Origin of the sequence: Synechococcus sp. CCY9201, from assembly GCF_034931105.1 — a bacterium.
GTDB lineage: Bacteria > Cyanobacteriota > Cyanobacteriia > PCC-6307 > Cyanobiaceae > CBW1002.
In genome coordinates, this window is record NZ_JAYGIC010000161.1 from 1 (window position 1) to 24,039 (window position 24,039).

The following is a 24,039-nucleotide window of genomic DNA, read 5'->3' on the forward strand; positions in this document are numbered from 1 at the left end:
AGGAAAGCCGGCTGGGCCTGCTCGCCCTCTGCCACGGCTGCGGCGACCAGCAGGTGCAGAGCCTGCTGCAGCTGCGTCGCTGGGCGCCCTGCCTCTGCCGCCAGGCTCCGGCAGGGGACCCCACCCCCCTGGCGATCAGCGGCCCCCTCTGGATCGGCCCGCTGCAGAATCCCGACGTGCTCGGCGCCATGGCCCCTGGGGCGGCAGAGGCACCGATGCCGCCGGCGGAGATGACAGTGTCGCCACTGCCGGCTCTGGGGACTCTCCTGGAACCCGCCAGCCTGAAGCTGTTGCAGCGCCTGCAGGCCGATCCGGGCACGGTGGCGCGTTGCTGGCCCACCGCGGAGATCGGCCGCCGGCTGGGAGGAGGTCCGCCCCGGCTGGAGGCGATGATCCAGCGGTTGCGCCAGCTGGGCCACGGCGCCTGGGCCAGCGGTGTGATGGCAGCCCAGCTGCGCAGCGATGCCCCGTGGCCTTTGCTGCTGGAAGTGGCGCGTGCGGCTCAGGCTGATTCGCGCCGGCCTGCCGAGCCGGGCCACTTCCGCCGGGACACTGCTAAATAGATTCGGCTTGCGTTCCAGCCCTGGTCATGGCCTCTGAAATCTTTGGCACCGCTGCTCTGTTCTGGGTGCTCATCCCCGTGGGGCTTGCCGGTGGCGTGTTGCTGCTGAAGCTCCTGAACGACTGACGCATCGGCTACCGATGCGCTCGTAGGCTCAGCCTGGTAGCGCATCCTCCATGCAGGTTCTGGTTGTTGGTGGAACGGGCACACTTGGCCGGCAGATCGCCAGGCGGGCCCTGGATGCCGGCCATCAGGTGCGCTGCATGGTCCGTTCCCCCCGCAAGGCATCGTTCCTGCAGGAATGGGGCTGCGAGCTCACCCGGGGGGATCTGATGGATCCTGAGAGTCTCGATTACGCCCTCGAAGGCCAGGAGGCGGTGATCGACGCCGCCACGGCCCGAGCCACCGATCCGGGCAGCGCTTACGACATCGACTGGACCGGCAAGCAGAACCTGTTCGCCGCCTGCAGCCGCGCCGGCGTCAAGCGGCTGGTGTTTCTGTCGTTGCTGGATGCGGCCCTGCACCGCAGCGTGCCGCTGATGGAGATCAAGGCCTGCACCGAGGCCTGGCTGGAGGCTTCCGAGTTCGACTACACGATCCTGCGGGGCGTGGCCTTCATGCAGGGTCTGATCAGTCAGTTCGCGATCCCGGTGCTCGAGAGCCAGACGGTGTGGGTGAGTGGGGTTCCCACGCCGATCGCCTACATGAACACGCAGGACCTGGCCGCCTTCGCCGTGGCCGCCCTGGAACGGCCTCAGACCGTGCGGAAGGCATTCCCGGTGGTGGGGCCGAGGGCCTGGAACACCGGTGAGATCACCCAACTGTGTGAGCGCTACAGCGGCCGTGAGGCACGGGTGTTCCGGGTGCCGCCGCTGCTGTTGAAGGGGATGCAGGCTGTGGCCAGTTTCTTTGAAGCCAGCCTCAACGTGGCCGAGCGGCTCGCCTTCGCCGAAGTGACCGGTGGCGGCCGTCCGTTGGATGCGCCGATGGAGGAGAGCTATGCCGCCTTCGGCCTCGATCCAGCTGCTACCACCAAACTGGAGGATTACCTGAAGGAGTACTACGACACCATCCTCAAACGCCTGCGCGACATGGAGGCCGATCTCGATAAGGATGCCAAGAAGAAGCTGCCGTTCTGAACAAGCCTGGCCTGACAGAGTGCCCTGGACCTGATTCACGCCCTGGTGATCAGCGGCATCGCCCCCTGTTGGTCACAAGCAGAGGGTGCGTCCGGCGGGGCCTGGGGATTTCGCGTAACGTTGTCATTGGATTTCTTGCTTTTCTGGGAAGATACTTCTCAGAGCTGGGCCATGGTCTAGACTGGCGGATGTGCAGTTAACCCGATAAATCGCCGATGTTTACTCTTCAAAGAGCCACCCAGATCTTCCCCGAAACCCTCTCCGCCGATGTGGTTCCGGCCATCACGGCCCGCTTCCGCCTGTTGAGTGCAGAGGATCAGCTGGCCCTGATCTGGTACGCCTACCTCGAGATGGGAACCACGATCACGGTGGCCGCCCCTGGCGCCGCACGCATGCAGTTCGCGGAGCCGGTGCTCAACCAGATCAAAGCCATGGGGGCGGCGGAGCAGACCCAGGTGATGTGTGATCTGGCCAACCGCAGCGACACCACCATCTGCCGCGCCTATTCCAACTGGTCGGTGAATATCAAACTGGGCTTCTGGTATCAGCTCGGTGAGTGGATGGCCGCCGGTCTGGTGGCCCCGATTCCCAAGGATTACCAGCTCTCCGCCAATGCCTCGGCCGTTCTCACCGCCCTCAAGGGGGTGGAGCAGGGTCAGCAGATCACCCTGCTGCGCAACTTCGTGGTGGACATGGGCTTTGATCCCCAGAAAGGAGAGGGTCAGCGGGTGATGGAGCCAATCGTGGCTCCCACGCCGGAAGACCAGCGCCAGAAGGTGTTCATCGAAGGGGTGATCAATCCCACGGTGAACTCCTATATGGATCTGCTCAACGCCAACGATTTCGACAATCTCATCAAGCTCTTTCTGCCGGATGGAGCGCTCCAGCCCCCCTTCCAGAAGCCGATCGTAGGCACCGATGCCATTCTGAGCTTCTTCCGGGAAGAGTGCCAGAACCTGCGCCTGCTGCCCGAGCGGGGCTATGCCGAACCCACCGATGGGGATTTCACCCAGATCAAGGTGACCGGCAAGGTTCAGACCCCCTGGTTCGGGGCCAACGTGGGCATGAACGTCGCCTGGCGCTTCCTGCTCAACCCGGAAGGCAAGATCTACTTCGTGGCCATCGATCTGTTGGCTTCCCCCGCCGAGCTGCTCAAGTTCGCTCGTTGAGGCCTGCCACCCGAACCGGTCTTCTGCTGGCATGCACGATCCTGCTGGCCTGGCTGATCAGCCTGGCCAGCCTGGTGATCGTGGATCCGTCTCGGCTGCCCTGGCAGCTGGTGCTGCTGGCCGTGCTCGGACGGACCTTTCTGCAGACAGGCCTCTTCATCGTCGGCCACGACGCGATGCACGGCACCCTCTGGCCAGAGCGGAAGCGCTGGAACCACAGGATCGGCGCCCTGGCCCTGCAGCTGTACGCCGCCCTGCCCTACCGCGCCTGCCGCCGCAATCACCACCGGCATCATCGGGCGCCGGTCAGCGCTCTCGATCCGGATGGTCCTCCCCATCCCGGCAGTGGTGTGGTGAGCTGGTACATCCGCTTCATGGCGGGGTATCTGTCCTGGCTCCAGATGATGCGCTTGCTCGGCGGCTGGCTCCTTCTGGCTCTGGTGGCCCAGGTGTTGTCCGTGGCTCTGGTCAACACGGGCGCTGGCAGCAGTGCTGTATCCGCCATCAGCAATGTCTTGCTGTTCTACAGCCTGCCGCTGCTGTTGAGCTCTCTGCAGATGTTTGCCTTCGGGACCTATCTCCCCCACCGACAGCAGCGTCACAGCCAGGGCCTGGGTGCGATTGAAAGCCTGAATCTTTCAGCGCCGCTGTCCCTGCTGGCCTGCTATCACTTCGGCTATCACCGAGAACACCACCAGTGGCCGGATCTGGCCTGGTTTCAACTTCCTGAGCGGAGATCCAGCGCGCTGCCAACCGCCCATCCGTTACGCTCGTTACCAAGGTGTATGAAGCTGAGCAGACCCCAGCCGACAGCCTCTTCAAGATCATGAACATGAACGATTCTATTGTGACCGGCTGGAGTGAACAGGAAGAGGCCATTGCTCGCGGGGCGTTCGATCGTGCCCAGCGGCGGGCTGTGCACGTCCTGATTGAGGCGATCAGGGTGCAGTCTGGCCGCCTGGATTCGATTGATTCAGTCTGGAATCTGCATGATTTTCTCAGCACACAGCGCTACCAGATCGAGGGGCGTTTCGATTTTCGTCTCGATGGAATTCTGTTTGTTTTCGCCAGTCTGGTGAAGGAGAAATTGCTTTCTCTCGAAGAACTTGAGGGTCTCGGAGACGAGAAGCTGGCCAAAATCAAGGCCATGTCCCTGTTCTGAACTGTCGTTGCGATCTCTCCAGAAGCGTCGCGGCTGGCCGGGTAAACTCTTCGATTGTGCTGCTGGACGGATGTCGATTGCGCAGATCAAGAACCTGCAGCGCCGCCTCGCCAATCTTGAGCAGGAAGCGATCGAGGAGATCAACCGGGCCTGCGGCCATGAGCTCTGGCAGAGCCTCGGTTTCGATGCTCTCGATACACTTGAGGATCCGGATCGTCGCTCGCGGGCGAACTACTACTACGGCCAGCTGCAAACGGTGCGTGAACTGCGCGACGTCATCAGCTGAGCGAGCCGCACGCACCACAGCCAGGCCTCCCTATCCGCCGCCGCCGGCCCGCCCCGATTTCCCTCCGCCGGCCCGTCCGCCCCGACCCGGGGAGCGCCGGCCAGAGGGGCTCCTGGCTGCCGACAGCGTACGGAGCGATGGCTGCCCGCTCGCTGGTTGACGCAACAGCCCCTGCACACGGCGATCCTCTTCGGGGGTCAGCGCACGCCAGCGGCCTGGATCCAGGCCGCTCAGGTCCAGGGGAGGCTCTCCATCCATCAGGTCGATGGAGGCGCGTACCAGCCGCAGGGTGGGATGGCCCACCGCGGCAGTCATCCGACGCACCTGGCGGTTGCGACCCTCCCGCAATTGCAGCTCCAGCCAGGCGGTGGGAATGGCGAGGCGATGGCGGATCGGCGGCACCCGCTCCGGCAGTTGCGGTGCTGGCAGGAGGACACGAGCGCGGGCCGGCAGGGTGCGCTGTCCCTGCACCATCACCCCCTCGGCCAGCCGCTGCAGGGGCTCGGCACTGGGTTCACCTTCCACCTGGACCCAGTAGGTGCGCCAGTGGCCCCAGGCTGGATCGGTGAGGCGATGTTGCAGTGGGCCGTGGTTAGTGAGCAGCAGCAGGCCCTCACTGTCTGCATCCAGGCGGCCGGCGGCATAGACGCCAGGCACCGGAATGAAGGAGGCCAGGCAATCCCAGCGACTTTCAGGTTCCGGCGTGAACTGGCTCAGGACCCCATAGGGCTTGTGGAAGAGCAGATGGGTCAGAGGCGGGCCTGCCAGAGGTTCACCACGCCGATCGCGATCAGCAGCAGTCCGAGATCCATCGACAGAGGAGGCAGAACCATGGGGCGCAGCGGTGATCCGGGTGAAAGCGCAGCGACCCTAGGGCCCTCGACCGGCCACCCGGTGGGAACGGAGCGGGCCGGAAGGGCGAGATCTAGACTGAGGGCAGTGATCTTCGTCTGCCCCGCCACCGCCGCATGATTGAAACCTCGGGAGTGATTGAGAAGGAACAGGGCAACGGCTTCTATCTGGTGACCCTGGAGCAGCCCGCTGGGCACCAATGTCTGTGCCGTGCGGCCGGCAAGCTCACCAAGTTCCGCATCAAGCTCCTCGCCGGCGACAAGGTGCTGGTGGAGATCAGCCCCTACGACCTCACCCGCGGCCGCATCACCTACCGCGAGCGCAACGCCGGAGCCACCGGCCCCCGGCCGGGCGGCAATCGTCCCGGCGGCCCCCGTCGCCGCTGAGGCGATGGTTCAGAGCTGAGCCGATTCAGATCAGGCTCAGCTCTGACCTCCTGTTGTCTCAGCCCACCGCCGCACCCAGCAGGGATTCGATCGCGGCCTTGAATTCGCTGCGTTGCTTGACGCCGCGGAACTGCTGTTTGAGCTCCTTGCCGAAGAACAGCTGCACCGTTGGGGTGCCGCTGACACCAGCCTGAACGGCAATCTCCTGATCGGCATCGATGTCGATCTCGACACCCTGGGCACGCCCGCCGAGTTCCTCCAGCACCCGCTTCAGCTGGGGCTTGAGCACGTGGCAGGGGCCACAGGTGGGAGAGGTGTAGACCACCAGCAAGGGCTTGTTGCTGTCGTGGTACAGCTTGCGCAAGGCATAGCCCCCTTTCTGCCAGAGGGCATCAGGATCGAAATTGTCGCCATCGCTGGTGACGGTTCGCACCGGTTCACCGGCCGGGGCCGGATCCACCGGATCGTGGCTCACGGTCACCGCCAGATCGTGGTGGGTGAGCCAGCGTTCGGCAGCCAGGGCGGCCTGGCAGCCGCTGCCGGCGGCGGTGATGCCCTGGCGCCATTCCGCATCGGCCACGTCACCGGCGGCGAACACGCCCTCCAGGCTGGTTTCGGGTCGGCCCGGCCGGGTCACGAGGTAGCCGAGCGAATCGAGTTCCAGCTGGCCGCGCACCAGACGGGTGTTGGGGGTATGACCGATCGCATAAAAGAGGCCGCGCACGGCCAGCTCCTCCGTGGCGCCCTGGCCTGTGTTGCCTGAATCGGTGGCCGCCGCGCTCGTGTCGCTCAGGGTGAGGCTCTCCAGCCAGCCGTTGCCGCTGGCCCCCACGACCTGACGGTTCCAGTGCACGGTGATGGCGGGGTTGGCCAGCACCCGATCGGCCATGGCGGCGCTGGCGCGCAGTTTGTGGGTGCGCACGATCAGGTGGACACGGCTGCCGTATTTGGTGAGGTACACGGCCTCTTCGCAGGCGGAATCACCGCCTCCCACCACGGCCAGCTCAGCGTCGCGGTATTGGGGCGTGGCGCCATCACAGATGGCACAGGCGCTGATGCCATGGCTCCAGAAGGTCTCCTCCTCCGGCAGGCCCAGGCGGTTGGCGCTGGCCCCGGTCGCCAGGATCACGGACTGGGTTTCGATCACCCGGTCTTCGGCGGTGATCCGGTAGGGACGGCGGGAGAGGTCGATGGCGCTGGCATCGGCTTCCACCAACCGGGTACCCCACCGCACCGCCTGGGCCTTCATGCGGTCCATCAGGTCCGGGCCGAGGATGCCGTCCGGAAAGCCTGGGAAGTTTTCCACGTGGGTGGTGGTCATCAGCTGACCACCGGGAATGCCGCCGTCCTGGAAGCCGGTGATCAGCACCGGGCTGAGGTTGGCGCGAGCGGCATAGATGGCTGCGGTGTAACCGGCGGGCCCGGAGCCCACGATCACCAGGTTCTCCGGAGAGGGACTCAGCGACGACTCTGCCCCTGGAGACGGTGCGTCCACGGACGGCGGCGTTCCCATCGGCTTAGGCGGAATGACTATGAGTTGAGCCTAGGGGATGGCTGAGCGGGTCGTGGCGATGCTGGCCAGAGGCCGATCAGATCTCGAGCAGGCCGTCGGTTTCGGGGTGCTGACCTTCACCCAGCCGGCGCGGCACCATCAGCACATTGGCCTCGAGCATTTCAGGATGTTCCTCGAGGCAGAGCAGCCACTCGCGGAACTCCTCGTTCAGGGCAAAACTGTCTTCGTACTGTTCAAGGGCGTCAAGCGTGGCCCGTCGCGCGAGGGCCCAGCAGACGGCCACCGTTAGGCGTCGATGCACCGAGGCGTCCATGGATTGATGGGCGGATGCGCACACGCTGCCGGTCCATCGGCTGGTTCGTGGTGTCGGTTGACACAACGTTGTAGATCAAGCCACACCAGCTCTATCACAAAACTGCATGTCAAGCACTGCGACGCAAAAAATCGGGAAGCTGGGGGCCGCCCAGCCGGATCACGTCCCCAGCCCGATCGCGCAGGGCCTGCAGCGGCAGACCGGTTGAGGGCATCGAGCCGGCGGATTCCGGAGCCTGTTCGCTGCTGCGGCTGCGGATCAGATAGGGCTCGCTCAGCGACCAGCTGCGGGCGTAGCGCATCAGCAGGGGGTCGGCCGGCGCGAACACGTAGGAGCACTGGCGCGGCACCGGCTCAAGGGCGGCACGGCTGCCATCCATGCGCACCGCCCGGGTGATCCCCTGCAGGAAACGGGTGCGGGTCACCACCGTGGTGAGGTAGGCCACCACCCGCAGCCGCGGCGCATCAAAACCCTCGGCGCACATATCGATGCTCACCAGCCAGCGGCCCTCGCCGCGCTGAAAAGCCTGCAGGCGATCGTTGGCCTCGGGATCCTGCGAGTGCACCAGCTGCACCCGGTCGCCCTCCTCCTCCAGCAACCCGGTGATCCGGCGGGCGTGGGCGATGTCGCGGGCGATCACCAGGCCGCCCGCCTCGGGATGCTCCTGACGCACCTCCTGCAGTTTGCGCCGGGCCCGGATCAGCAGATGCAGGGCAATACTGCTGGAATCCCCAAGTTGGATGGCGCGCCGCAGGTTGCGGGCCCGCCAGCTCTCCCGTTCTTCAGCCGAGAGGGGTGAGGTTTCGCCATCGGGATCATCAGGGCGGCGGCCGTGATCCACGCAGCCGTCCTGGAATCGGAACTCGAGGGGGCGCACATCACCGGCCGCGATCAGCTCCTGTGGTTCGACGCTGAGGTCGGGCACGATCCGTTCCACCGTCGTGTCACCTTCGGTGGCCTGCACCCGGCGGGCGGCACAGAAGGCGAGGTTGTCGGCCCGGAACGGAGTACCGGTGAGCCCCAGCCGCAGGCCGGCTGTGGCGGTGAGCCGGCTGAAGGCATGACCCCAGGCGCTGGCCTCCGGCTCGTCTGGATCGAGCCCGAGATGGTGCACCTCATCGGCGATCGCCATCCAGGCTCCCAGGCCTGGATCCGCCAGCAGAGCCGCCAGCCGTTCGCTGTGGCGACTTGCGCTCTGATAGGTGATCAGCAGACCGTGGCTGTCGGCGCTCCGCTGCGGCTGCTCGGGTTCCCAGAGGGCCAGGCGCAGCCCCAGACGGGCCGAGGAGGCCTGCCACTGGCCGCCGATGGAACTGCGGTGGCAGAACACCACGAAGCGGCTCAGGTGGCCGTCCCGGTGCAGCCGCTGAAAGCCGAGCAGGGCACCCAGCGTCTTGCCGGCGCCGGGACCGGCGTTGATCAGCACGTCGTGGCCGTTGGGGTGAGGCTGCAGCAGGCGGCGACGCAGCAGCTGCAGCAACAGCACCTGCCACTGGCGGGGCTGCACCGCAGAGCAGGCCAGGCTGCCCGGTTCCGGCCCCAGATCGAACGACGGCGAATTCATCGCCCGATTCTGCTGCCGTCGCGCTGGATCTTGAGCAATGGTTCCTATAGGTTTCCAGTCAGAACTGCCTATGTTCCGGCCAGGCGGGGCTCTGGTCTGCTTCGAGTCGCTCGTCTCCGTTCTGCCCTGGCGTCATGCCTGAACCCTCGCCTTTCTTCCCCGCCGAGCAGAAGGCCGTGCTGGAGCGCTGCTGGCGGCTCGAGTGCGACATCGATCCGATGATCCTGCGGGCCCGCATGCTGCGGCACCAGGGCTGGCCGTGCCAGGCGCTCTGCCTGGAACAGGAGCTGCTTCCGCTCTTCTGAGCCCCTGCGTCGCGTGTGGCGCGATTGTGGACCCCGTTGGTGGGCGACTCCACACAGCGGGCTGCCATCACAGCACCTGGGTCTCCTTAATGGAAGGGCAGGCCTTTGCTGAGGCTCCATTGACGAGGTTGTTGGTGCCGCGTGAGCGGCAGGCCGGTGAGTGTCGGGTGGCGGCAACGCCGGAGACCGTCCGCCGGCTGTGTGGACTGGGACTGGCCGTGAGCGTGGAGGCCGGGGCTGGAGAGGCCTCCGGCTACGGCGATACGGCCTACCAGGAGGCCGGGGCCGAGCTCTGCGCGCCGGAGGCCCTTCCCTGGGATGCGGCGGAGATCGTGCTCTGCGTGCAGCCGCCGCCGCTGGAGTCCCTGGCTCGCCTCAAGTCCGAGGCCCTGTTGATCGGCCTGCTGGCTCCCTACGGCGCCGATGCTCTGGCGGCGCTGCTGGCCGAGCGGGGGGCTTCGGCCATCGCCCTGGAACTCCTGCCTCGCATCAGCCGCGCCCAGTCGATGGACGTGCTCTCCTCCCAGGCGAACATCGCCGGCTACAAGGCGGTGCTGCTGGCGGCCAGCCAGCTGGATCGCTACATGCCGATGCTGATGACGGCCGCCGGCACGATTCAACCCGCCCGGGCCCTGATCCTGGGGGCCGGCGTGGCCGGCCTGCAGGCCCTGGCCACAGCACGCCGTCTCGGTGCCGTGGTGACGGTGAGCGATGTGCGGCCCGCCGCCAAGGAACAGGTGGAATCCCTGGGGGGCCGCTTCCTCGAGCCTCCGGCGCAGCAGGAGCGTCCCGCTGAAGCCGGAGGCTATGCCCAGGCGGCCAGCGAGGCGTTTCTCGAGGCCCAGCGCCAGCAGCTGGCCGAACAGCTGGCCGTCTCCGATCTGGTGGTCTGCACGGCCCAGGTGCCTGGCCGTCCGGCACCGCGGCTGATCAGCGAAGCCATGCTGGATGGCATGCGCCCCGGAGCTGTGGTGGTCGATCTGGCGGTGGCCCAGGGGGGCAACTGCGCCGCCACCGTGGCCGGTGAAACGGTGATCCGCAACGGTGTGCGGCTGATCGGTGCCGATGCCCTGCCCAGCAGCGTGGCCAACCACGCCAGCGCGCTCTACGCCCGCAACCTGCTGGCGCTGATCGAGTATCTGGCCGAGCCCGCCGCCCCTGGGGAGGCCGCAGAGCAACGCCGTCAGCAGCTCGATCCGCAGGATCCGATCCTGGCTGGCTGCCTGTTCATCAGCCGGGGAGATTGCCTGCATCCGGAGGTGCTGCGCAGCGGCACCGCGGCCCAGGCCACAACCGCGGTGCCCGTGGCGGCCGCTGAATCCGTCACCGTGGGAGCCTCCCGATGATCGACATCACCAACGCCCTCTGGGTGCTGCTGCTCGGCAGCCTGCTGGGACTGGAGCTGATCGGCAAGGTGCCGCCCACCCTGCACACGCCGCTGATGAGTGGCGCCAACGCCATCAGCGGCATCACGGTGCTGGCCTCCCTCACCCTGATCGTCCGCGCCGGTGATCAGCCGGCCCTGCTGCTGCTGGGCTCGCTCTCGCTCGGTTTCGCTCTGTTCAACGTGATCGGTGGCTTTCTGGTCACCGATCGCATGCTCGCCATGTTCCGCCGCCGGGGAGACCGCTGATGGCCACGCTTCATTCGCTTGCCTCGTTGCTCTCCTCCGGCCTGGACTCCCTGCGGCAGCTGCCGCCGCAGGTGCTGGGCGATGCCATTGACCTGGTGTCGGTGCTGCTGCTGGCCCTGGGCATCAAGGGCCTGTCCAAGGTGCGCTCGGCCCGCTTTGCCAATGGTCTGGCGGCCCTGGCCCTCGGCCTGGCCGTTCTGGGCCTGCTGATCCAGCTGCAGCCCGATGTCACCGCCTGGCTGTGGATCGCCGCCGGCAGTGCGGCCGGTGGCCTGCTGGGGCTGGTGATGGCCCAACGGGTGCCGATGACGGCCATGCCCGAAACCGTGGCGCTGTTCAACGGCTGCGGCGGCATGGCCTCGCTGCTGGTCGCCTTCGGCGTGTCCCGCTATGAGGGCCTCGACGACGGGGGCTGGGTGGCGGCCGCCTCGATCGTGGTGTCGCTGCTGGTGGGAGCGATCACCTTCAGTGGCTCCCTGGTGGCGATGGCCAAGCTGCGGGGCTGGCTCGATACCCCCGCCTGGACCCAGAGCAGCCTGCGCCATGGCGTGAACATCGGCCTGGCCCTGCTCTGCCTGGTGGGGGCCCTGACCCTGAGCTCCGATCCCGGCGGCTGGCCGTTGCTCCTGCTGGTGCTGGCCTCGAGCCTGCTGGGCATCGGGGTGACCCTGCCGATCGGCGGCGCCGACATGCCGGTGGTGATCTCCCTGCTCAACTCCTATTCCGGTGTGGCCGCCGCCGCCGCCGGTTTCGTGGTGGGCAGCCAGCTGCTGATCGTGGCCGGCGCCATGGTGGGCGCCGCCGGCCTGATCCTCACCCAGGTGATGTGCACGGCGATGAACCGTTCGCTGGTCTCGGTGCTGTTCGGTGGGGCCCTGGGGGCCGCAGCGCCGACTGGTGGTGGCGGTGGTGGAGAGGCCACCAGCTACAGCCGCATCGTGAGCTGCAGCCCTGAGGAATGCGCCATGGCCCTCGAGAACGCCGAGCGCGTGGTGTTCGTGCCGGGTTACGGCCTGGCCGTGGCCCAGGCGCAGCACGCCCTGCGGGAGCTGTCCAAGTTGCTGGAGGCCCATGGCGTCTCGGTGAGCTACGCGATCCACCCGGTGGCGGGCCGCATGCCGGGCCACATGAATGTGCTGCTGGCGGAGGCGGATGTGCCCTACGAGCAGATGGTGGAGATGGATCTGATCAATCCCGAGTTTCCCGCCACCGATGTGGTGATCGTGCTCGGCGCCAACGACGTGGTGAACCCCCAGGCCAAGACCGATCCCAGCAGCCCCCTGTTCGGCATGCCCGTGCTGGAGGTGGATCAGGCCCGCCAGGTGTTCGTGGTGAAGCGCAGCCTCGGCGCCGGCTATGCCGGCATCGCCAACGCCCTGTTCGAGCTGCCGCAGACGGCCATGGTGTTCGGCGATGCCAAGGCGGTGCTCAATGGCCTGCTGACGGAACTGCGGGCCCTGGGGGTGGGGAAAGTCAAGGAAACGGTATCCCTTTGACCTCGACATCCAGCACCGAGCTATCGCGCTGGATCTCCACTTTCATTGGGTTGGGCAGCTCCTGCACGGCCACCGTGCCGCTCACCGGCAGGGGCTGATCGGCCCGCACCGTGGCCTGCAGGGGCTCCACCGTGACCGGGTTGACGCTCACCGGTCTGACGGTCACCGGGTGGAGGTCCACCGGCCGCAGGCTCAGCGGCTGCACGGCCACCGGTGGCAGGTTCAGGCGGCTCACTTCCGCCACCACCCGGGTCTGCAATCCCTCCGGCCCCTGGGCCCGCACCGCGACCGGCAACGCAGACTCCACCCGCACCGTGATCGGGATCGAGCCTTCCAGCTTCACCGGCAGGGGGCTCCGGGTGTTCACCCCCACAGGAAGAGGGCGGCTGAGCAGCTGCTGGGCGGCCTGGGCCAGCACCAGGCTGCAGAGCACCAGCGCCAGGGGCCAGCGCCAGATCAGGCAGAGCTGCTGCCAGCGCGGCGGGAGCCGGTCTGGGTGGCGGGTTGGACCGGGGGCTTGAGTCATGGGGGTGGCCAGCGCAGGCCTCCATGATCGGCAGGTGCTCCTCGCCGTGGTTCGTGGCTCCCGTTTTGCCTGCCGATCTGTCGCTGCCGCCCTTCCGCCAGCGGTTCCCCTGGATTGGCGGGGATCTGCAGACGCTGCGGGACACGCTTCACCCACCGAAACTGCCGCTGGATCGGGGCTTGCCGCTGGAGTGGCCGGTGGGAGTGCTGCCCTGCCGATCCGCTTCCCTGTCTCCAGGTCGCTCCGGATCCGGATCCGGCGACCGCCTGCTGGCGCTGCTGGATGGGGCCCCATCCGCGGCAGACGCCCGTGGTCTGGTGCTGCTGCTGCATGGCCTGGGGGGATCGAGCGATCGCGAGGGCCTGCGGCGGATGGGGCAGACCCTGCAGGCGGCCGGCTTTGCCGTGGTGCGGCTCAACCTGCGCGGTGCCGGCGCCGGCCGCCAACTCGCCGGCGGCACCTACTCGGGCCGCTGCAGCAGTGATCTGCTGCCGGTGATCGCCCAGGCCCGCCGGCTGGCCGAGGAGCTGGGTCAGGCCACCAAAGCCGGGCCCCTGGCCGGCCGGCCCCTGCCCCTGCTGGGGGCGGGGATTTCCCTGGGCGGCACGATGCTGCTCAATGCCTGCCTCGATGGCGCGGCCCTGGCCTCTGGCTCTGGCAGGCAACCTGTGCTGGATGGCCTGGTCTGCATCAGCAGCCCGCTGGACCTGGATGCCTGCTCCCGCCAGATCGAGCGGCCCCGCAACCGCGTGTACCAGAACTGGCTGCTGGAGCGCCTCTGCCGCCAGACCCTCGAGGATCCCTTCGGGGTGACGCCCCAGGAGTGCCAGGCTCTCGAGGGGGCTGAGCGGCCCCGCACCATCCGCCGCTTCGATGCGGCAATCACCGCGCCCCGCTGGGGTTACACCTCAGTGGATCACTACTACGCCGCCGCCAGCCCCCTGCCGCGCCTGCTGGCGGGGGAACCCCTGCCGCCGACGCGACTGCTGCACGCGCTGGATGATCCCTGGGTGCCGGTGGAGGCCACCCGCCGGCTTGCCAGTCGGGCTTCCGAGGGGATCGAGGTGACGCTCACTTCAGGGGGCGGCCACAACGGTTTCCATGGCTGCGGGGATCACCGCCGGCCACCCGGCTGCTGGGGCGACTGGCTCACGGCCCGCTGGCTGCTCGACTTCAGCGCAGCGCAGGGCTGAACGTCTGCCGCTGCAGGATCCACGCCTCGATCGGTCGCCCGCCGATCACATGCTCGTGCACGATCCGCTCGATCCGCTCGGGCGTCACGCCGCCATAGACGATCCCTTCCGGCCAGAGCAGCAGGATCGGCCCGTCGCTGCAGATGCGCAGGCAATCGGCCTTGGTGCGCAGCACGATCCCCTCGGGGCGCCCAGGCGATTCCAGGCCGAGCTCCCGCACCAGGCGCTTGAGGGTGTCCCAGCTGGCGGCGCCCACGGCCGGGTCGCAGCAGAGCGCCTTGGTGGGGGTGGCGCAGAGCAGAAGGTGGTGGGCGACCTGCGGCATCGGGGCGGGCATCAAGCCGGCAGCGCCGCCGGGGCCTTGGCGTTCCGCCGGGCGGCAGCCTCACGCACCGCCTGGCGCGACCAGGCGTCCACGGCGAGCACGTCGTCGAGGGAGGGATCGGCCCTGAGATCGGCCCGGTGGCGATCACACACCACGTCGATCAGTTGCGGAATCTCGAGGAAGGGGATCTGCTCGTCGAGGAAGAGGGCCACGGCCTGCTCGTTGGCGGCGTTCAGCACCGCCGGCATGGTGCCGCCGGCGCGGCCGGCCGCGTAGGCCAGCTCCATGCAGGGGTATTTGGCCGGATCGGGGGCGCGGAACGTGAGTTGGCCCACCGCGGTGAGATCGAGCCGGCGCCAGGGGGTCTCGAGCCGCTCCGGCCAGCTGAGGCAGTAGAGGATCGGCAGCTTCATATCGGGCCAGCCCAGCTGGGCCAGCACCGAGGAATCGGCCAGTTCCACCATCGAATGGATGATCGACTGCGGGTGGATCACGATCTCGATCCGGTCGTAATCCAGCCCGAACAGGTAGTGGGCTTCGATCACCTCCAGGCCCTTGTTCATCAGCGAGGCCGAATCCACCGTGATCTTGCGCCCCATGCTCCAGTTGGGATGGCTGGTGGCATCGGCCACGGTGGCCCTGGCCAGATCGGCGGCGTCCCAGTCGCGGAAGGCGCCGCCGCTGGCGGTGAGCTGGATGCGGCGCAGACCGGGGGTGGGCACGCCGGTGCTGAGCCGGGCCGTGTCGGCCCAGGGGGTGCCCTGCAGGCACTGGAAGATGGCGGAGTGCTCCGAATCGGCCGGCAGCAGCCGCGAGCCGCTCCTGGCCAGCTCGGGCAGCACCACCGGGCCGGCGGCGATCAGGGTTTCCTTGTTGGCCAGGGCCAGGTCCTTGCCGGCCCGCACCGCCGCCAGGGTGGGCAGCAGGCCGGCGCATCCCACGATGCCGGTGACCACCAGATCGGCGCTGGGCCAGGCGGCGGCGGTGCAGAGGCCGTCGGGGCCTCCCAGCAGCTCCGGAAGACGGGCGGGCCGGGCGGCGGGCTCCAGGGCCTCCAGCCGCTCCCGCAGTGCCGAGACCCGATCGGCATCGGCAAGGGCCACCACCTCCGGGGTATGGCGCTGGATCTGGGCGATCAGCAGATCGAGGTTGCGGCCGGCCGTGAGGGCCACCACCCGGAAGCGATCGGGAAACTCCTCAACGATCTCGAGGGTCTGGGTGCCGATCGAACCCGTGGATCCCAGCACGCTGAGGGCTTTCACAGGCGGATCGGCGTGGGGCGCGGCCAGTCTCCCATTGGATCGGTGTGGGGGCTAGGCGGCCGGGGATCCCGCGGCAGGATGCGGCGATCATTCGCCGCAGCGCTTCTCTTGTCGATGACACCCGACCCGCCGGTCCCCACCGCACCGGCGGCGCCTGCCGCGTCACGGGAGCCCTCGTTGCCCTACATGGTGCTCTGCGGCCTGGCCATGGGCGCCGCCGATGTGGTGCCGGGCGTGTCCGGCGGCAGCATGGCCTTCATTCTCGGCATCTACGGCCAGCTGCTCGAGGCCATCGCCGGCTTCGATCTGGGCCTGCTGGCCCTGCTGCGCCGGGGCGACTGGAGCGCCGCCGCGGCGCGGGTGCACCTGGGCTTTCTGGTGCCGCTTCTGGCGGGCCTGGCGGTCTCGGTGCTGCTGCTGGTGCGGCCGATCACCTGGCTGTACGAGTTCCAGCCGGTGCTGCTGTTCGCCTTCTTCTTCGGGCTGATCATCGGCGCGATCCTGCTGATCGCCCGTCACGCCCACTGGGGCTGGCAGGGGCTGGTGGCGATGGCGGCCGGGGTGGCGCTGGCCCTGCTGCTGGTCACCCGCGTGCCCGTCACCATGCCCCACGATCCCTTCACCCTGTTCTGGAGCGGGGCGGTGGCGATCATGGCGATGATCCTGCCCGGCATTTCCGGTTCGTTCCTGCTGCTGGTGCTGGGCCAGTACCAGCACGTGATGGAGGGTGTGAAAGGCCTGGATCCGGCGGTGCTGATCCCCTTCGCCCTCGGCTGCGCCGTGGGGCTGATCAGCTTCGTGCGGCTGCTGCGCTGGCTGCTGCACCACTTCCATGGCCAGGTGGTGGCCCTGCTGGTGGGGTTCATGGCCGGGTCCCTCTGGAAGATCTGGCCCTTCCGCACGGTGCTCGAATCCACCCACAACGCCAAGGGCAAGCTGATCGTGCTGCGGGATGCTCTGGCGGCCCCACCCAGCACCGCCGCCTTGCTGGTGGCCGCCCTGCTGGCGGCTCTGGGCGTGGCCCTGGTGGTGGGGATCGAGCAGCTGCAACGGCGGGCGGGTGTTGAGGAGATGGGGGGCTGAACGATGGCAAGGGCCTCGGAGTCGTGGAGTTCGCCGCTTGGCTTTGTGCTGGCGGCCGCCGGCAGCGCGGTGGGCCTGGGCAACCTCTGGGGCTTCGCGTACCGCGCCTCTCAGGGGGGCGGTGGTGCCTTTGTGGTGCTTTATCTGGTGATCGTGCTGGTGGTGTGCCTGCCGGTGCTGGTGGCGGAGATGGTGCTGGGCCGCAGCACCGGCCATGCGCCCCTGATTGCGCCGGTCACCGCCGGAGGCCGCCGCTGGGCCCCCCTGGGCCTGCTGTTTCTGGCCGCGGCGATCGGGATCCTGGCCTTCTACGCGGTGCTGATGGGCTGGACCGGCCGCACCCTGCTGCATGCCCTGCTGGTGGGCCTGCCGGCCGACATGGCGGCCTCGGAATCCTTCTTCGCGCTGATCAGCAGCGGCGGCGGCGCTGTGCTGGGCCTTCTGGTGAGCCTGGCCCTCACCGGCGCCGTGGTGGCGGCCGGGGTGCGGGGCGGCATCGAGCGGCTCAGCCGCTGGGGCATGCCGGCCCTGTTCCTGCTGCTGCTGGGCCTGCTGATCTGGGCCGCCTTCCTGCCGGGTGCCGGCGCCGGCTACCACCAGTTCCTGCTGCGCTGGGATCCGGCCAAGCTGCTCGACCCCACCACGATCCGCAATGCCTTCACCCAGGCCTTCTTCTCGATCGGCACCGGCATCGGCGCGATCCTGGCCTATGCCGCCTATCTGAACCGCCGCAGCGCCCTGGCCACCGAGGCGGTGAGCGTGGTGGGGATGGATACGGCGGTGGGGCTGATGGCCGGATGCGTCACCTTTCCGCTGGTGGCGAGCTTCGGGCTGGGCGAGGTGGTGAGCGGCAGCACGGTGGGCACCCTGTTCATCGCCCTGCCCACGGGTCTGGCTTCGCTTGGGATGGCTGGGCGGTTGGTGGCGGTGCTGTTCTTCGGGCTTGCCTACATCGCCGCGATCACCTCGAGCGTGTCGCTGCTGGAGGTGCCGGTGAGCTCCCTGATCGATGGGCTGGGCTGGAGGCGCCGCGAGGCGGTGTGGAGCTGCGTGGGCCTGGTGGGGGTGCTGGGGCTGCCGCCGGCCCTGAACACCGCTGCCCTGGAGGTGATGGATGCCCTGTTCGGTGGCGTGCTGCTGATCCTCGGCGGCCTGCTGGTGGCCCTGCTGCTCAGCTGGCAGGCGCCGGCACGCTTCCTGGCCGATCTCCAGGGCTGCGCCACGCCGCCGGGCCTGCGCCGCGCGCTCCTGCTCAGCCTGCGCTGGATCTCGGTGCCGGCGATTGCGGTGGGGCTGGGCGTGTCCGTGCTCGACCTGGCGAAGATGTGGCTTGGTTGATGCCCGATCCGATGACCTCCTGGTTGCAGCGCTGGAACTTCATCGAACGGGCCCGGCTGGAGCGGCAGCTCTGGGAAGCCTTTGAACGGGGCGACAACCTGGAGGCGCTGATCGAGGGGTGCGGGCAGGCCGTGGCCGCTGGCGACGCCAGCCGCGCCTTTCAACTGGAGGTCTGGCAGACCACCCTGAAACGGATCCGCAGGATTGAGGCGATGATGGCCGGCCGTGAGCGCCCCTGAGGTTCAGCTCGCCCATGGGTCGACAGCGTCACCGGCCATGCCGTCCACGGCCACCAGGGTCGCGAGCACGTCCCTGCGGCTGAGGCTGTCGTCGAGCACGAGGGCGGCGAGGGTGTTCCCTGTGAAGATTCCCCAGCCGCTGAGTCCCCGGAACCGGGTGTCGTTGTCCACCCGGAGGCTGTCGGGGTCGGCCCCCACCAGCTCGATCCGATCGAAGGGATCCATGGCTTCGATCACATCCACCAGGGAGCGGCTCGATTCCGGAAGGAGGCGGAAGGTGTCGCGGGATCCATCCTTCTGGCCCACGTAGGTGTCGCGGCCGCCCCCGCCGATCAGCAGGTCGGCGCCGCTGCCGCCGTCGAGCACATCCCAGCCCGCACCGCCCTCGAGCCGATCCTCGCCGGATCCACCGATCAGCCAGTCGTTGCCGCGGCGCCCGCGGAGCCGATCCGGGCCGTCGTTGCCGATCAGCACGTCGCCGAAACCGGATGCAGGGTTGCCGCCAGAGCGGATGTCGCCAGAGCGGTTGCCGCCGGTCAGGTCGGAGCCCGCCGCTTCGGCCTCCAGCCGCCGATCCAGGCGGATTGTTCCACTCCAGGAGCTGGTGACGACCTCGAAGGCGGGTTGCCCTTCGGTCTCCGGCTGCCAGATCTGCTGCAGTGCGGCCCGATCGGATCGGCTGAACGCTGTGCTCCAGCCGGCCTCGGCCGGGAGGTAGCTCATCACGGTGGAGGCACTGTCCCAGCGGGGGTCGAAGGGCGCACCGCCGGGATGGGCCAGGCCGAGCACATGGCCGATCTCGTGGACCAGGGTGTTGCGGTCGTAGGCGCTGAGGGGCTGGTTGGGATCGCTGCCGGCTGGGCGGCTGGTGGCTGTCCACTGCAGGATCCAGCCCCGGGCCTGTGGGGTGGCCAGGCCGGCGAACCCAGCCCCTTCGCTGGAGGGGGCATCGACCTGAACGATCACCAGATCGGCGCTGGCGGCCTCCACCACCAGCTCGAAGTCGAGAGCGATCAGGGGATCGAGCTGAGCGAAGAGGCTGGTGATGACCGCCTGATCCGGGCCGGAGGTGCTGAGGGCGCTGAGCGGCCCGGCTTCGGAGTCGATCGTGGCGGCGGTCGCCTGGATGAACACCCGCAGCACCGGCCGGCCCTGCAGGACGGCCAGGGTGTGATCGCGATTCGGCGGTGAGAGCAGAATGGCCGGAGACGGGATACCGCGCATCGTTTTCGGCCGCGCCGGGGATCAGCGTTGTGGGCTGCCGTTCCCTGGTTCTACCTTGAACAGCCGGTTGCGATCGGGAACGCCCATGAGTTCCATGGATCTGACCGATTCTCAGGGGCAGGCGGATCGCCGAGCCGATCAGCTCCGCCGCAAGGGAAAGGACCTGCTGGTGCAGGGGCAGAGCGAACCGGCCTTCGCCTGTTTCGACGAGGCCTTCGCCCTGGCGCCGGAACGCCTGATCCACCGGCTCAATGCCGCTGCGGCGCATCGAGCCCGGGGCCGGGCGGAGGCGGTGCTGCCCTTGCTGCGCCCCCTGGCACCACGCTTCCAGGCGTCTCTGCAGCCCGCCGGCAGCGATCCATCCGGCGATCCATCCAGCGATCCATCGGGCGATCCCGCCCTGCTGCCGGTGTTCTGGCGCCACCTGGCCGATGCCGAAAGCCAGGCGGGGGAACCGTGCGACGCCGCACGCTGCTGGCTGGAGCTGGTGCGGCTGGAGCCTTCAGCGGAGCGGATCGAAGACGTGCTGCAGGCACTGGGCGGTTGGCTGGATCAGCGCCATCACCATCGGCAGTGGCGCGACGCGGCCGACCTGCTGCTGAACGGCCTGCGCGATCTCCAGCCGCATCAGCCCTGGATCCAGGGCCTGCAGCCCGATTCGCCGCTCCTGCGGCTGCGGATCCGGCCGGAGCGCCATGGCGAGGCGCCCCTGATCCATGCCCTGCATCGGCAGGGCTTTCCCGATGGCCGCGATGCCCGGCAGGTGGATGTGCTGCGTGCCGCTGGCCAGCTCAGCCTCTCGCTGGTGGCAGAGCTGGAGGGGGAGCTGGTGGGCCATGTGGCGTTCAGCCCCGCCTCCCTGCTGCCGCCCGCTCCCGGGGTGCCTGATCCGTGTGGGATCCAGGGGCTGGCCCTGGCGCCGCTGTCGGTGATGGAGCCGCTGCGGCGCCAGGGGATCGCCTCGCGGCTGGTGGCCGCCGGCCTTGCCGCTGCAAGGGATCGGGGCTGGGCCTGGGTGGTGCTGATCGGCGGCCTGCACTTCTATGGCCGCTTCGGCTTTGGCCCGGCCTCGGCCTTTGGCCTGCGGGATGCCTACGGCTTCGGGGAGGAGTGCCTGGCCATGGAGCTGCAACCTGGATCCCTGCCGCCGGGCGGCGGCCTGGTGCGCTACAGCCCGCTGCTGGGGCTCTGAGCGCGAGCCCTTCAGCGCACGCGCCGCACGGCATCGAAGCCGCGGTTGAACTGGCTGAAGAAGAGCTGCAGCAGGGTGCGCTGTTCCAGGGTGATCTGGGCCACCACGGCCATGCCGGGTTGCAGCTCGAAGCGCTGGCCCTCGCGCTCGAGGGTCTGGCTGTTCAGCGCCAGGGTGACCGGGAAATGGGGGTGGTCGATCTCCCGGGTGGCGGGCAGGGCGTCCTGACCGACGCGCAGCACCTGGCCTTCAAGCACGCCATAGAGGGAGGGGTCGTAGGCCTCGAGGTTGATGCGGGCCCTCTGGCCGGGCTTCACGTAGGCCAGATCCTTGTTGGCGACGGTCACATCGGCCTGCAGCGTGGAGGTGGGAACCAGCTTGAGCAGCGCTTCGCCGGGGGTCACCACCTGGCCGCTCTGGGCCGTGAGATCGAGCACGGTGCCAGCCACTGGCGCCTGAAGGCTGATCCTGCGGGCCCGGTCGCGCTGCAGCTGCAGATCCCGCTGGAGCTGGGAGCGACTCTCGGCCGACTGAAAGGCGAGGCTGCTCAGGGCACGCTGGGCATCGGCCAGCTCCTGGCGGGTGGTTTCCACCTGCCGCTCCTGTTCGGCCACCTGCACCATCGAACTGCCCCCCTCGCGGGCCAGGGCCTGCAGGGGTCGCAGCACCCGTTCCTCCAGGGCGAGGCGGCGACCGAGGCTGTCGATCCGCTCCCGCAGCCGCTCCTCCTCGTTGCGCTGCAGATCCCGGTTGCTGCGCAACTGCTGCTGCAGGCTCTGGATCTGGCCCTGGGGCAGAGATCCATCCAGTTGCAGCAGGGTCTGGCCGGCCTTCACCTGCTGGCCTTCCCTGACCAGCACCGTGCGCACCACGCCGGGCTCGGCCGAGGCCAGGGGCTGGGTCTGCCGCTGGGGCCGCAGGCTGCCGTTGGCGCTCAGCACCTGATCCACCGGCACCAGCGCCACCGCCGCGCCGATGCTGAGGCAGAGCACCGAGAGGCTCCCGGCCAGGATCAGGGTGAGGGTGGGGGTGGGCCGGGTCTCGAGCCGCAGGGCTTCGGCCGGATCGGCGTTGATGGCGCTGGCGGTGCTTGCGGGGGATTGGGGGGTCATTCCTGGAGGCTTCCGGGCTCTTCGGCGGCGGCAGGGATGGCGGCACCGGCCAGTTCATGCTGCTGCCGCGCCAGGGCGGCGAAGCTGCCGAGGGCTGCGACCAGCTCGCTCCAGGTGCCGTCTTCGACGATGCGGCCGCTTTCCATCACCAGGATGCGATCGGCCTGACGCAGGTTGCCGAGCCGGTGGGTCACGAAGAGAAGGGTGCGCTGGCGGAACTGGCGCCGCAGCTGCTGCACCACCCGTTGTTCCGTGTCGGCATCAAGGGCGCTGGTGGCCTCATCGAGAATCACTAGGCTGGGGTTCTGCAGCACCATGCGGGCAATGGCGATGCGCTGCTTCTGGCCGCCGGAGAGGCCGCCGCCCCGCTCCCCCACGCGGCTGAGGTAGCCACCGGGCAGGTCGCTGATGAACTCATGGGCGCAGGCGACCTGGGCGGCGGCCACCACCGCCTCGAGCGGTGCATCGGGCTGGTTGAGGCGCAGGTTGTCGAGCACGGTGCCATCGAACAGGATCGAATCCTGCGGCACGAAGCCGATCTGGCGACGCAGGCTGGCGAGCTGCACCTGGGCGATGTCGATGCCGTCGATGAAGATGCGGCCCTCGATCGGCCGGTACAGGGCATCGATCAGCTGCACCACGGTGCTCTTGCCGCTGCCGCTCAGCCCCACCAGGCCCACGAAGCTGCCGGCCTCGATCTCCAGATCGAGCTGATCGAGCTGGCGGCGGTTGTCGAGGCCGTAGCCGAAGCTCACCTTGCGGAAGCGGATGGCGCCCTCGATCCGGGGCAGGGGCATCTCCTGCATGCCTTCGGCCTCCTCAGGCGGCTGGCCGATCACATCGGCCACGGCGGCCATGGCGGCCCTGGCATCGCGGTACTGGTCCCAGAGGCGCGAGAGGTTCACCAGCGGCCCGGTCACACCAGACGAGAGCAGATACACGGCGAAGATCGCGCCGACCGACGCCTGGCCGTCGAGGGCCAGCACCGCCGCCACCAGAAAGAGAGTCATCTTGCCGATGTTGAGCACCGTGGCGGAGCTCTCCTTGACCAGCGAACGGTTCCGGGAGAGCTGGTAATCGGCGGCGGCGTAGGAGCGCTGGCGCTGCAGCCATTCCCAGCGGGCCTCGGAGGCGAAGTTCTGGCTCTTGACGGTGCGGATGGCGCTGAGCACCTCCACCAGCCAGCCCATGGAGCGGCTCCAGGCGGCATTGCGGCGGGTGAGCTGCCGTTCGCTGAGCCGGCCGCCGAGCTGGTTGAGCAGGATCAGCAGGGGCACCTGGGCGAGCACCACCCAGGCCAGCACCGGTTGCAGCAGAAACAGGATGGCCAGCAGGATGGGGATGAACACCACATCGATCACCGAGCCGATGGCGGTATCGGTGAGGAACTGACGCACCTGCTGGAGATCGTGCAGGCGGCTGGCGAGATCGCCCACGGTGCGGCGATCGAAGAAGCGCAGCGGCAGGCGGAAGAGATGGCCCACCACCTGGCTGCCGAGGTTGGTGTCGATCCGGTCGGCCAGATCGGCCAGCAGCAGCTCGCGCAGCACCCCCAGCACCCCCAGCACCACGGCGGTGACGCCCAGCACCAGGGCGATCGGGGCGAGCAGGGAGCTGTTGCCGCTGCCCACCACCAGATCGACGATCTGGAGGGTGGCGAGCGGAAAGATCAGCTCCAGCAGCTTCTGGGTGAAGCCGGTGAGCAGCACCACCGCGAGGCGGCCGCGGTAAGGCCGCAGGGCCTCGGCGAACCAGGCCAGATCGAAGCGGCTGGCGCGGGCGTCCACCACGGCACCGGTGGGCTGGCGCACCAGCATCAGCTCGAGGCCTTCAGGCCAGAGCCGACGCAGCTCGGGCAGGGAGAGCGTCAGCAGCCCTTCGCTGGGATCGGCGAGGCTCCAGCCCTTCGGGCCCGCCGCTTCCAGCAGGGCGAAATGTCCGTTGCGCTCCAGCACCGCCGGGGCCTCGAGGCGGTGGAAGTGGCTGGGGGGGCAGGCCAGGGGCCGGGCCTCCAGGCCGATCGATTCCACCAGCTGGCCGATGTGCTGCAGGGTCACCCCACCGAGGCGCTGCTCGCAGTCTTCGAGGGCGAGGCGGAGGCTGTCGAGCGGCACCGGGAACCGCTGCAGCTGGCCGAGCCGCCGCAGACAGACCAGCGCCGTGGC

General features: G+C 68.6%; 26 protein-coding genes and 1 pseudogene. 17 read left to right on the plus strand and 10 right to left on the minus strand.

Going from position 1 to position 24,039, the window contains the following annotated elements; all coding sequences use genetic code 11:
• The 7 genes and pseudogenes from VB716_RS15765 to VB716_RS15795 form a co-directional block, all read left to right on the plus strand.
• Positions 1–563: pseudogene (locus tag VB716_RS15765) on the plus strand (hypothetical protein); the annotation flags it as partial.
• A 26-nt stretch (positions 564–589) separates the two neighbouring features.
• Positions 590–688 (plus strand): cytochrome b6-f complex subunit PetM, encoded by a 99-nt coding sequence (gene petM, locus VB716_RS15770; protein WP_197154579.1) that lies wholly within the window; start codon positions 590–592, stop codon positions 686–688.
• Positions 689–738: 50 nt separating this feature from the next.
• Positions 739–1,701, plus strand: a complete 963-nt coding sequence (locus tag VB716_RS15775) for an NAD(P)H-binding protein (RefSeq protein WP_197154581.1) — start codon at positions 739–741, stop codon at positions 1,699–1,701.
• A 215-nt stretch (positions 1,702–1,916) separates the two neighbouring features.
• Positions 1,917–2,870: an orange carotenoid-binding protein gene (locus VB716_RS15780; protein ID WP_197154583.1), complete on the plus strand. Its 954-nt coding sequence runs from the start codon at positions 1,917–1,919 to the stop codon at positions 2,868–2,870.
• Complete coding sequence (locus tag VB716_RS15785) at positions 2,867–3,700, plus strand: fatty acid desaturase (protein ID WP_323270969.1); 834 nt, start codon at positions 2,867–2,869, stop codon at positions 3,698–3,700. The genes VB716_RS15780 and VB716_RS15785 overlap by 4 nt, the downstream gene beginning before the upstream one ends.
• Positions 3,697–4,032 carry a hypothetical protein gene (locus tag VB716_RS15790; protein WP_323270970.1) on the plus strand — a complete coding sequence of 112 codons (336 nt, stop codon included), beginning with the start codon at positions 3,697–3,699 and terminating at the stop codon, positions 4,030–4,032. The genes VB716_RS15785 and VB716_RS15790 overlap by 4 nt, the downstream gene beginning before the upstream one ends.
• Positions 4,033–4,102: 70 nt before the next feature.
• Complete coding sequence (locus tag VB716_RS15795) at positions 4,103–4,318, plus strand: hypothetical protein (RefSeq protein ID WP_197154588.1); 216 nt, start codon at positions 4,103–4,105, stop codon at positions 4,316–4,318.
• A 30-nt stretch (positions 4,319–4,348) separates the two neighbouring features.
• On the opposite strand, the gene VB716_RS15800 is transcribed toward VB716_RS15795, so the two are convergent.
• Positions 4,349–5,086, minus strand: coding sequence for a pseudouridine synthase (locus VB716_RS15800; RefSeq protein WP_323246434.1), 738 nt, complete (start codon positions 5,084–5,086; stop codon positions 4,349–4,351).
• A gap of 200 nt (positions 5,087–5,286) precedes the next feature.
• Between VB716_RS15800 and infA the strand changes: the two genes are divergently transcribed.
• Positions 5,287–5,556 carry a translation initiation factor IF-1 gene (gene infA, locus VB716_RS15805; RefSeq protein WP_015108791.1) on the plus strand — a complete coding sequence of 90 codons (270 nt, stop codon included), beginning with the start codon at positions 5,287–5,289 and terminating at the stop codon, positions 5,554–5,556.
• Between the two features lie 58 nt (positions 5,557–5,614).
• Here infA and VB716_RS15810 read toward each other — a convergent pair whose 3' ends face one another.
• From VB716_RS15810 to VB716_RS15820, 3 genes are all read right to left on the minus strand, one after another.
• Complete coding sequence (locus VB716_RS15810; RefSeq protein ID WP_323270971.1) at positions 5,615–7,069, minus strand: FAD-dependent oxidoreductase; 1,455 nt, start codon at positions 7,067–7,069, stop codon at positions 5,615–5,617.
• Positions 7,070–7,145: 76 nt separating this feature from the next.
• Positions 7,146–7,382: a hypothetical protein gene (locus VB716_RS15815; RefSeq protein WP_197154592.1), complete on the minus strand. Its 237-nt coding sequence runs from the start codon at positions 7,380–7,382 to the stop codon at positions 7,146–7,148.
• 109 nt (positions 7,383–7,491) lie between these two features.
• Positions 7,492–8,946 carry a DEAD/DEAH box helicase gene (locus tag VB716_RS15820; protein ID WP_323270973.1) on the minus strand — a complete coding sequence of 485 codons (1,455 nt, stop codon included), beginning with the start codon at positions 8,944–8,946 and terminating at the stop codon, positions 7,492–7,494.
• Between the two features lie 134 nt (positions 8,947–9,080).
• Between VB716_RS15820 and VB716_RS15825 the strand changes: the two genes are divergently transcribed.
• The 4 genes from VB716_RS15825 to VB716_RS15840 all read left to right on the plus strand — a co-directional run bounded on the left by VB716_RS15825 (position 9,081) and on the right by VB716_RS15840 (position 12,380).
• A complete protein-coding gene (locus tag VB716_RS15825; RefSeq protein ID WP_197154596.1) occupies positions 9,081–9,251 on the plus strand; it encodes a hypothetical protein in 171 nt (56 codons plus the stop codon).
• Between the two features lie 89 nt (positions 9,252–9,340).
• Positions 9,341–10,597, plus strand: coding sequence for an NAD(P) transhydrogenase subunit alpha (locus tag VB716_RS15830; protein ID WP_323270975.1), 1,257 nt, complete (start codon positions 9,341–9,343; stop codon positions 10,595–10,597).
• Complete coding sequence (locus tag VB716_RS15835; RefSeq protein ID WP_197154600.1) at positions 10,594–10,884, plus strand: NAD(P) transhydrogenase subunit alpha; 291 nt, start codon at positions 10,594–10,596, stop codon at positions 10,882–10,884. Before VB716_RS15830 ends, VB716_RS15835 begins: the two co-directional genes overlap by 4 nt.
• Complete coding sequence (locus VB716_RS15840) at positions 10,884–12,380, plus strand: NAD(P)(+) transhydrogenase (Re/Si-specific) subunit beta (RefSeq protein ID WP_323270977.1); 1,497 nt, start codon at positions 10,884–10,886, stop codon at positions 12,378–12,380. The genes VB716_RS15835 and VB716_RS15840 overlap by 1 nt, the downstream gene beginning before the upstream one ends.
• Here the strand turns inward: VB716_RS15840 and VB716_RS15845 are convergent.
• Positions 12,358–12,906 carry a hypothetical protein gene (locus VB716_RS15845; RefSeq protein WP_323270978.1) on the minus strand — a complete coding sequence of 183 codons (549 nt, stop codon included), beginning with the start codon at positions 12,904–12,906 and terminating at the stop codon, positions 12,358–12,360. The two genes, VB716_RS15840 and VB716_RS15845, sit on opposite strands and share 23 nt — an antisense overlap.
• Positions 12,907–12,959: 53 nt before the next feature.
• Here VB716_RS15845 and VB716_RS15850 point away from each other — a divergent pair, with 53 nt between their 5' ends.
• The gene (locus VB716_RS15850) at positions 12,960–14,099 is read left to right on the plus strand and encodes an alpha/beta fold hydrolase (RefSeq protein ID WP_323270980.1); all 1,140 of its coding nucleotides are present in this window, start codon (positions 12,960–12,962) and stop codon (positions 14,097–14,099) included.
• Here VB716_RS15850 and VB716_RS15855 read toward each other — a convergent pair.
• Together VB716_RS15855 and VB716_RS15860 are read right to left on the minus strand one after the other, a co-directional pair.
• Entirely contained in the window at positions 14,080–14,424 is a 345-nt protein-coding gene (locus tag VB716_RS15855; RefSeq protein ID WP_197172350.1) for a (2Fe-2S) ferredoxin domain-containing protein, read from the minus strand. The genes VB716_RS15850 and VB716_RS15855 overlap by 20 nt on opposite strands.
• An 11-nt stretch (positions 14,425–14,435) precedes the next feature.
• A complete protein-coding gene (locus tag VB716_RS15860; protein WP_323270982.1) occupies positions 14,436–15,686 on the minus strand; it encodes a 1-deoxy-D-xylulose-5-phosphate reductoisomerase in 1,251 nt (416 codons plus the stop codon).
• 114 nt (positions 15,687–15,800) lie between these two features.
• Here VB716_RS15860 and VB716_RS15865 point away from each other — a divergent pair, with 114 nt between their 5' ends.
• Genes VB716_RS15865 through VB716_RS15875 form a run of 3 tightly spaced genes read left to right on the plus strand, consistent with a single transcriptional unit; the run spans position 15,801 to position 18,346 of the window.
• A complete protein-coding gene (locus VB716_RS15865) occupies positions 15,801–16,769 on the plus strand; it encodes a DUF368 domain-containing protein (RefSeq protein WP_323270984.1) in 969 nt (322 codons plus the stop codon).
• 3 nt (positions 16,770–16,772) lie between these two features.
• Positions 16,773–18,107: a sodium-dependent transporter gene (locus VB716_RS15870; protein ID WP_323270986.1), complete on the plus strand. Its 1,335-nt coding sequence runs from the start codon at positions 16,773–16,775 to the stop codon at positions 18,105–18,107.
• Positions 18,107–18,346 (plus strand): hypothetical protein, encoded by a 240-nt coding sequence (locus VB716_RS15875; RefSeq protein ID WP_231605209.1) that lies wholly within the window; start codon positions 18,107–18,109, stop codon positions 18,344–18,346. Before VB716_RS15870 ends, VB716_RS15875 begins: the two co-directional genes overlap by 1 nt.
• 3 nt (positions 18,347–18,349) lie before the next feature.
• Here the strand turns inward: VB716_RS15875 and VB716_RS15880 are convergent, their stop codons facing one another.
• Entirely contained in the window at positions 18,350–19,570 is a 1,221-nt protein-coding gene (locus VB716_RS15880; protein WP_323270988.1) for a hypothetical protein, read from the minus strand.
• Positions 19,571–19,664: 94 nt separating this feature from the next.
• On the opposite strand from VB716_RS15880, the gene VB716_RS15885 reads away from it, so the two are divergent.
• Positions 19,665–20,762 (plus strand): N-acetyltransferase, encoded by a 1,098-nt coding sequence (locus VB716_RS15885; protein ID WP_323270990.1) that lies wholly within the window; start codon positions 19,665–19,667, stop codon positions 20,760–20,762.
• Between the two features lie 11 nt (positions 20,763–20,773).
• On the opposite strand, the gene VB716_RS15890 is transcribed toward VB716_RS15885, so the two are convergent.
• Complete coding sequence (locus VB716_RS15890) at positions 20,774–21,874, minus strand: HlyD family secretion protein (RefSeq protein WP_323270991.1); 1,101 nt, start codon at positions 21,872–21,874, stop codon at positions 20,774–20,776.
• Positions 21,871–24,039 (minus strand): peptidase domain-containing ABC transporter (locus VB716_RS15895; protein ID WP_323270993.1); only part of this gene is annotated, 2,169 nt, incomplete at its 5' end. The genes VB716_RS15890 and VB716_RS15895, both read right to left, overlap by 4 nt.

Excerpts from the sequence above, each read along its gene's own strand:
- petM (WP_197154579.1), top strand. The coding sequence starts at position 590 with ATGGCCTCTGAAATCTTTGGCACCGCTGCTCTGTTCTGGGTGCTCATC.
- VB716_RS15810 (WP_323270971.1), bottom strand. The coding sequence starts at position 7,069 with ATGGGAACGCCGCCGTCCGTGGACGCACCGTCTCCAGGGGCAGAGTCG.
- VB716_RS15830 (WP_323270975.1), top strand. The coding sequence starts at position 9,341 with ATGGAAGGGCAGGCCTTTGCTGAGGCTCCATTGACGAGGTTGTTGGTG.
- VB716_RS15845 (WP_323270978.1), bottom strand. The coding sequence starts at position 12,906 with ATGACTCAAGCCCCCGGTCCAACCCGCCACCCAGACCGGCTCCCGCCG.
- VB716_RS15870 (WP_323270986.1), top strand. The coding sequence starts at position 16,773 with ATGGCAAGGGCCTCGGAGTCGTGGAGTTCGCCGCTTGGCTTTGTGCTG.
- VB716_RS15880 (WP_323270988.1), bottom strand. The coding sequence starts at position 19,570 with ATGCGCGGTATCCCGTCTCCGGCCATTCTGCTCTCACCGCCGAATCGC.
- VB716_RS15865 (WP_323270984.1), top strand. The coding sequence starts at position 15,801 with ATGACACCCGACCCGCCGGTCCCCACCGCACCGGCGGCGCCTGCCGCG.
- VB716_RS15775 (WP_197154581.1), top strand. The coding sequence starts at position 739 with ATGCAGGTTCTGGTTGTTGGTGGAACGGGCACACTTGGCCGGCAGATC.
- VB716_RS15790 (WP_323270970.1), top strand. The coding sequence starts at position 3,697 with ATGAACATGAACGATTCTATTGTGACCGGCTGGAGTGAACAGGAAGAG.
- VB716_RS15890 (WP_323270991.1), bottom strand. The coding sequence starts at position 21,874 with ATGACCCCCCAATCCCCCGCAAGCACCGCCAGCGCCATCAACGCCGAT.
- VB716_RS15825 (WP_197154596.1), top strand. The coding sequence starts at position 9,081 with ATGCCTGAACCCTCGCCTTTCTTCCCCGCCGAGCAGAAGGCCGTGCTG.
- VB716_RS15855 (WP_197172350.1), bottom strand. The coding sequence starts at position 14,424 with ATGCCGCAGGTCGCCCACCACCTTCTGCTCTGCGCCACCCCCACCAAG.
- infA (WP_015108791.1), top strand. The coding sequence starts at position 5,287 with ATGATTGAAACCTCGGGAGTGATTGAGAAGGAACAGGGCAACGGCTTC.
- VB716_RS15815 (WP_197154592.1), bottom strand. The coding sequence starts at position 7,382 with ATGGACGCCTCGGTGCATCGACGCCTAACGGTGGCCGTCTGCTGGGCC.
- VB716_RS15780 (WP_197154583.1), top strand. The coding sequence starts at position 1,917 with ATGTTTACTCTTCAAAGAGCCACCCAGATCTTCCCCGAAACCCTCTCC.
- VB716_RS15795 (WP_197154588.1), top strand. The coding sequence starts at position 4,103 with ATGTCGATTGCGCAGATCAAGAACCTGCAGCGCCGCCTCGCCAATCTT.
- VB716_RS15820 (WP_323270973.1), bottom strand. The coding sequence starts at position 8,946 with ATGAATTCGCCGTCGTTCGATCTGGGGCCGGAACCGGGCAGCCTGGCC.
- VB716_RS15885 (WP_323270990.1), top strand. The coding sequence starts at position 19,665 with ATGGATCTGACCGATTCTCAGGGGCAGGCGGATCGCCGAGCCGATCAG.
- VB716_RS15840 (WP_323270977.1), top strand. The coding sequence starts at position 10,884 with ATGGCCACGCTTCATTCGCTTGCCTCGTTGCTCTCCTCCGGCCTGGAC.
- VB716_RS15835 (WP_197154600.1), top strand. The coding sequence starts at position 10,594 with ATGATCGACATCACCAACGCCCTCTGGGTGCTGCTGCTCGGCAGCCTG.
- VB716_RS15875 (WP_231605209.1), top strand. The coding sequence starts at position 18,107 with ATGCCCGATCCGATGACCTCCTGGTTGCAGCGCTGGAACTTCATCGAA.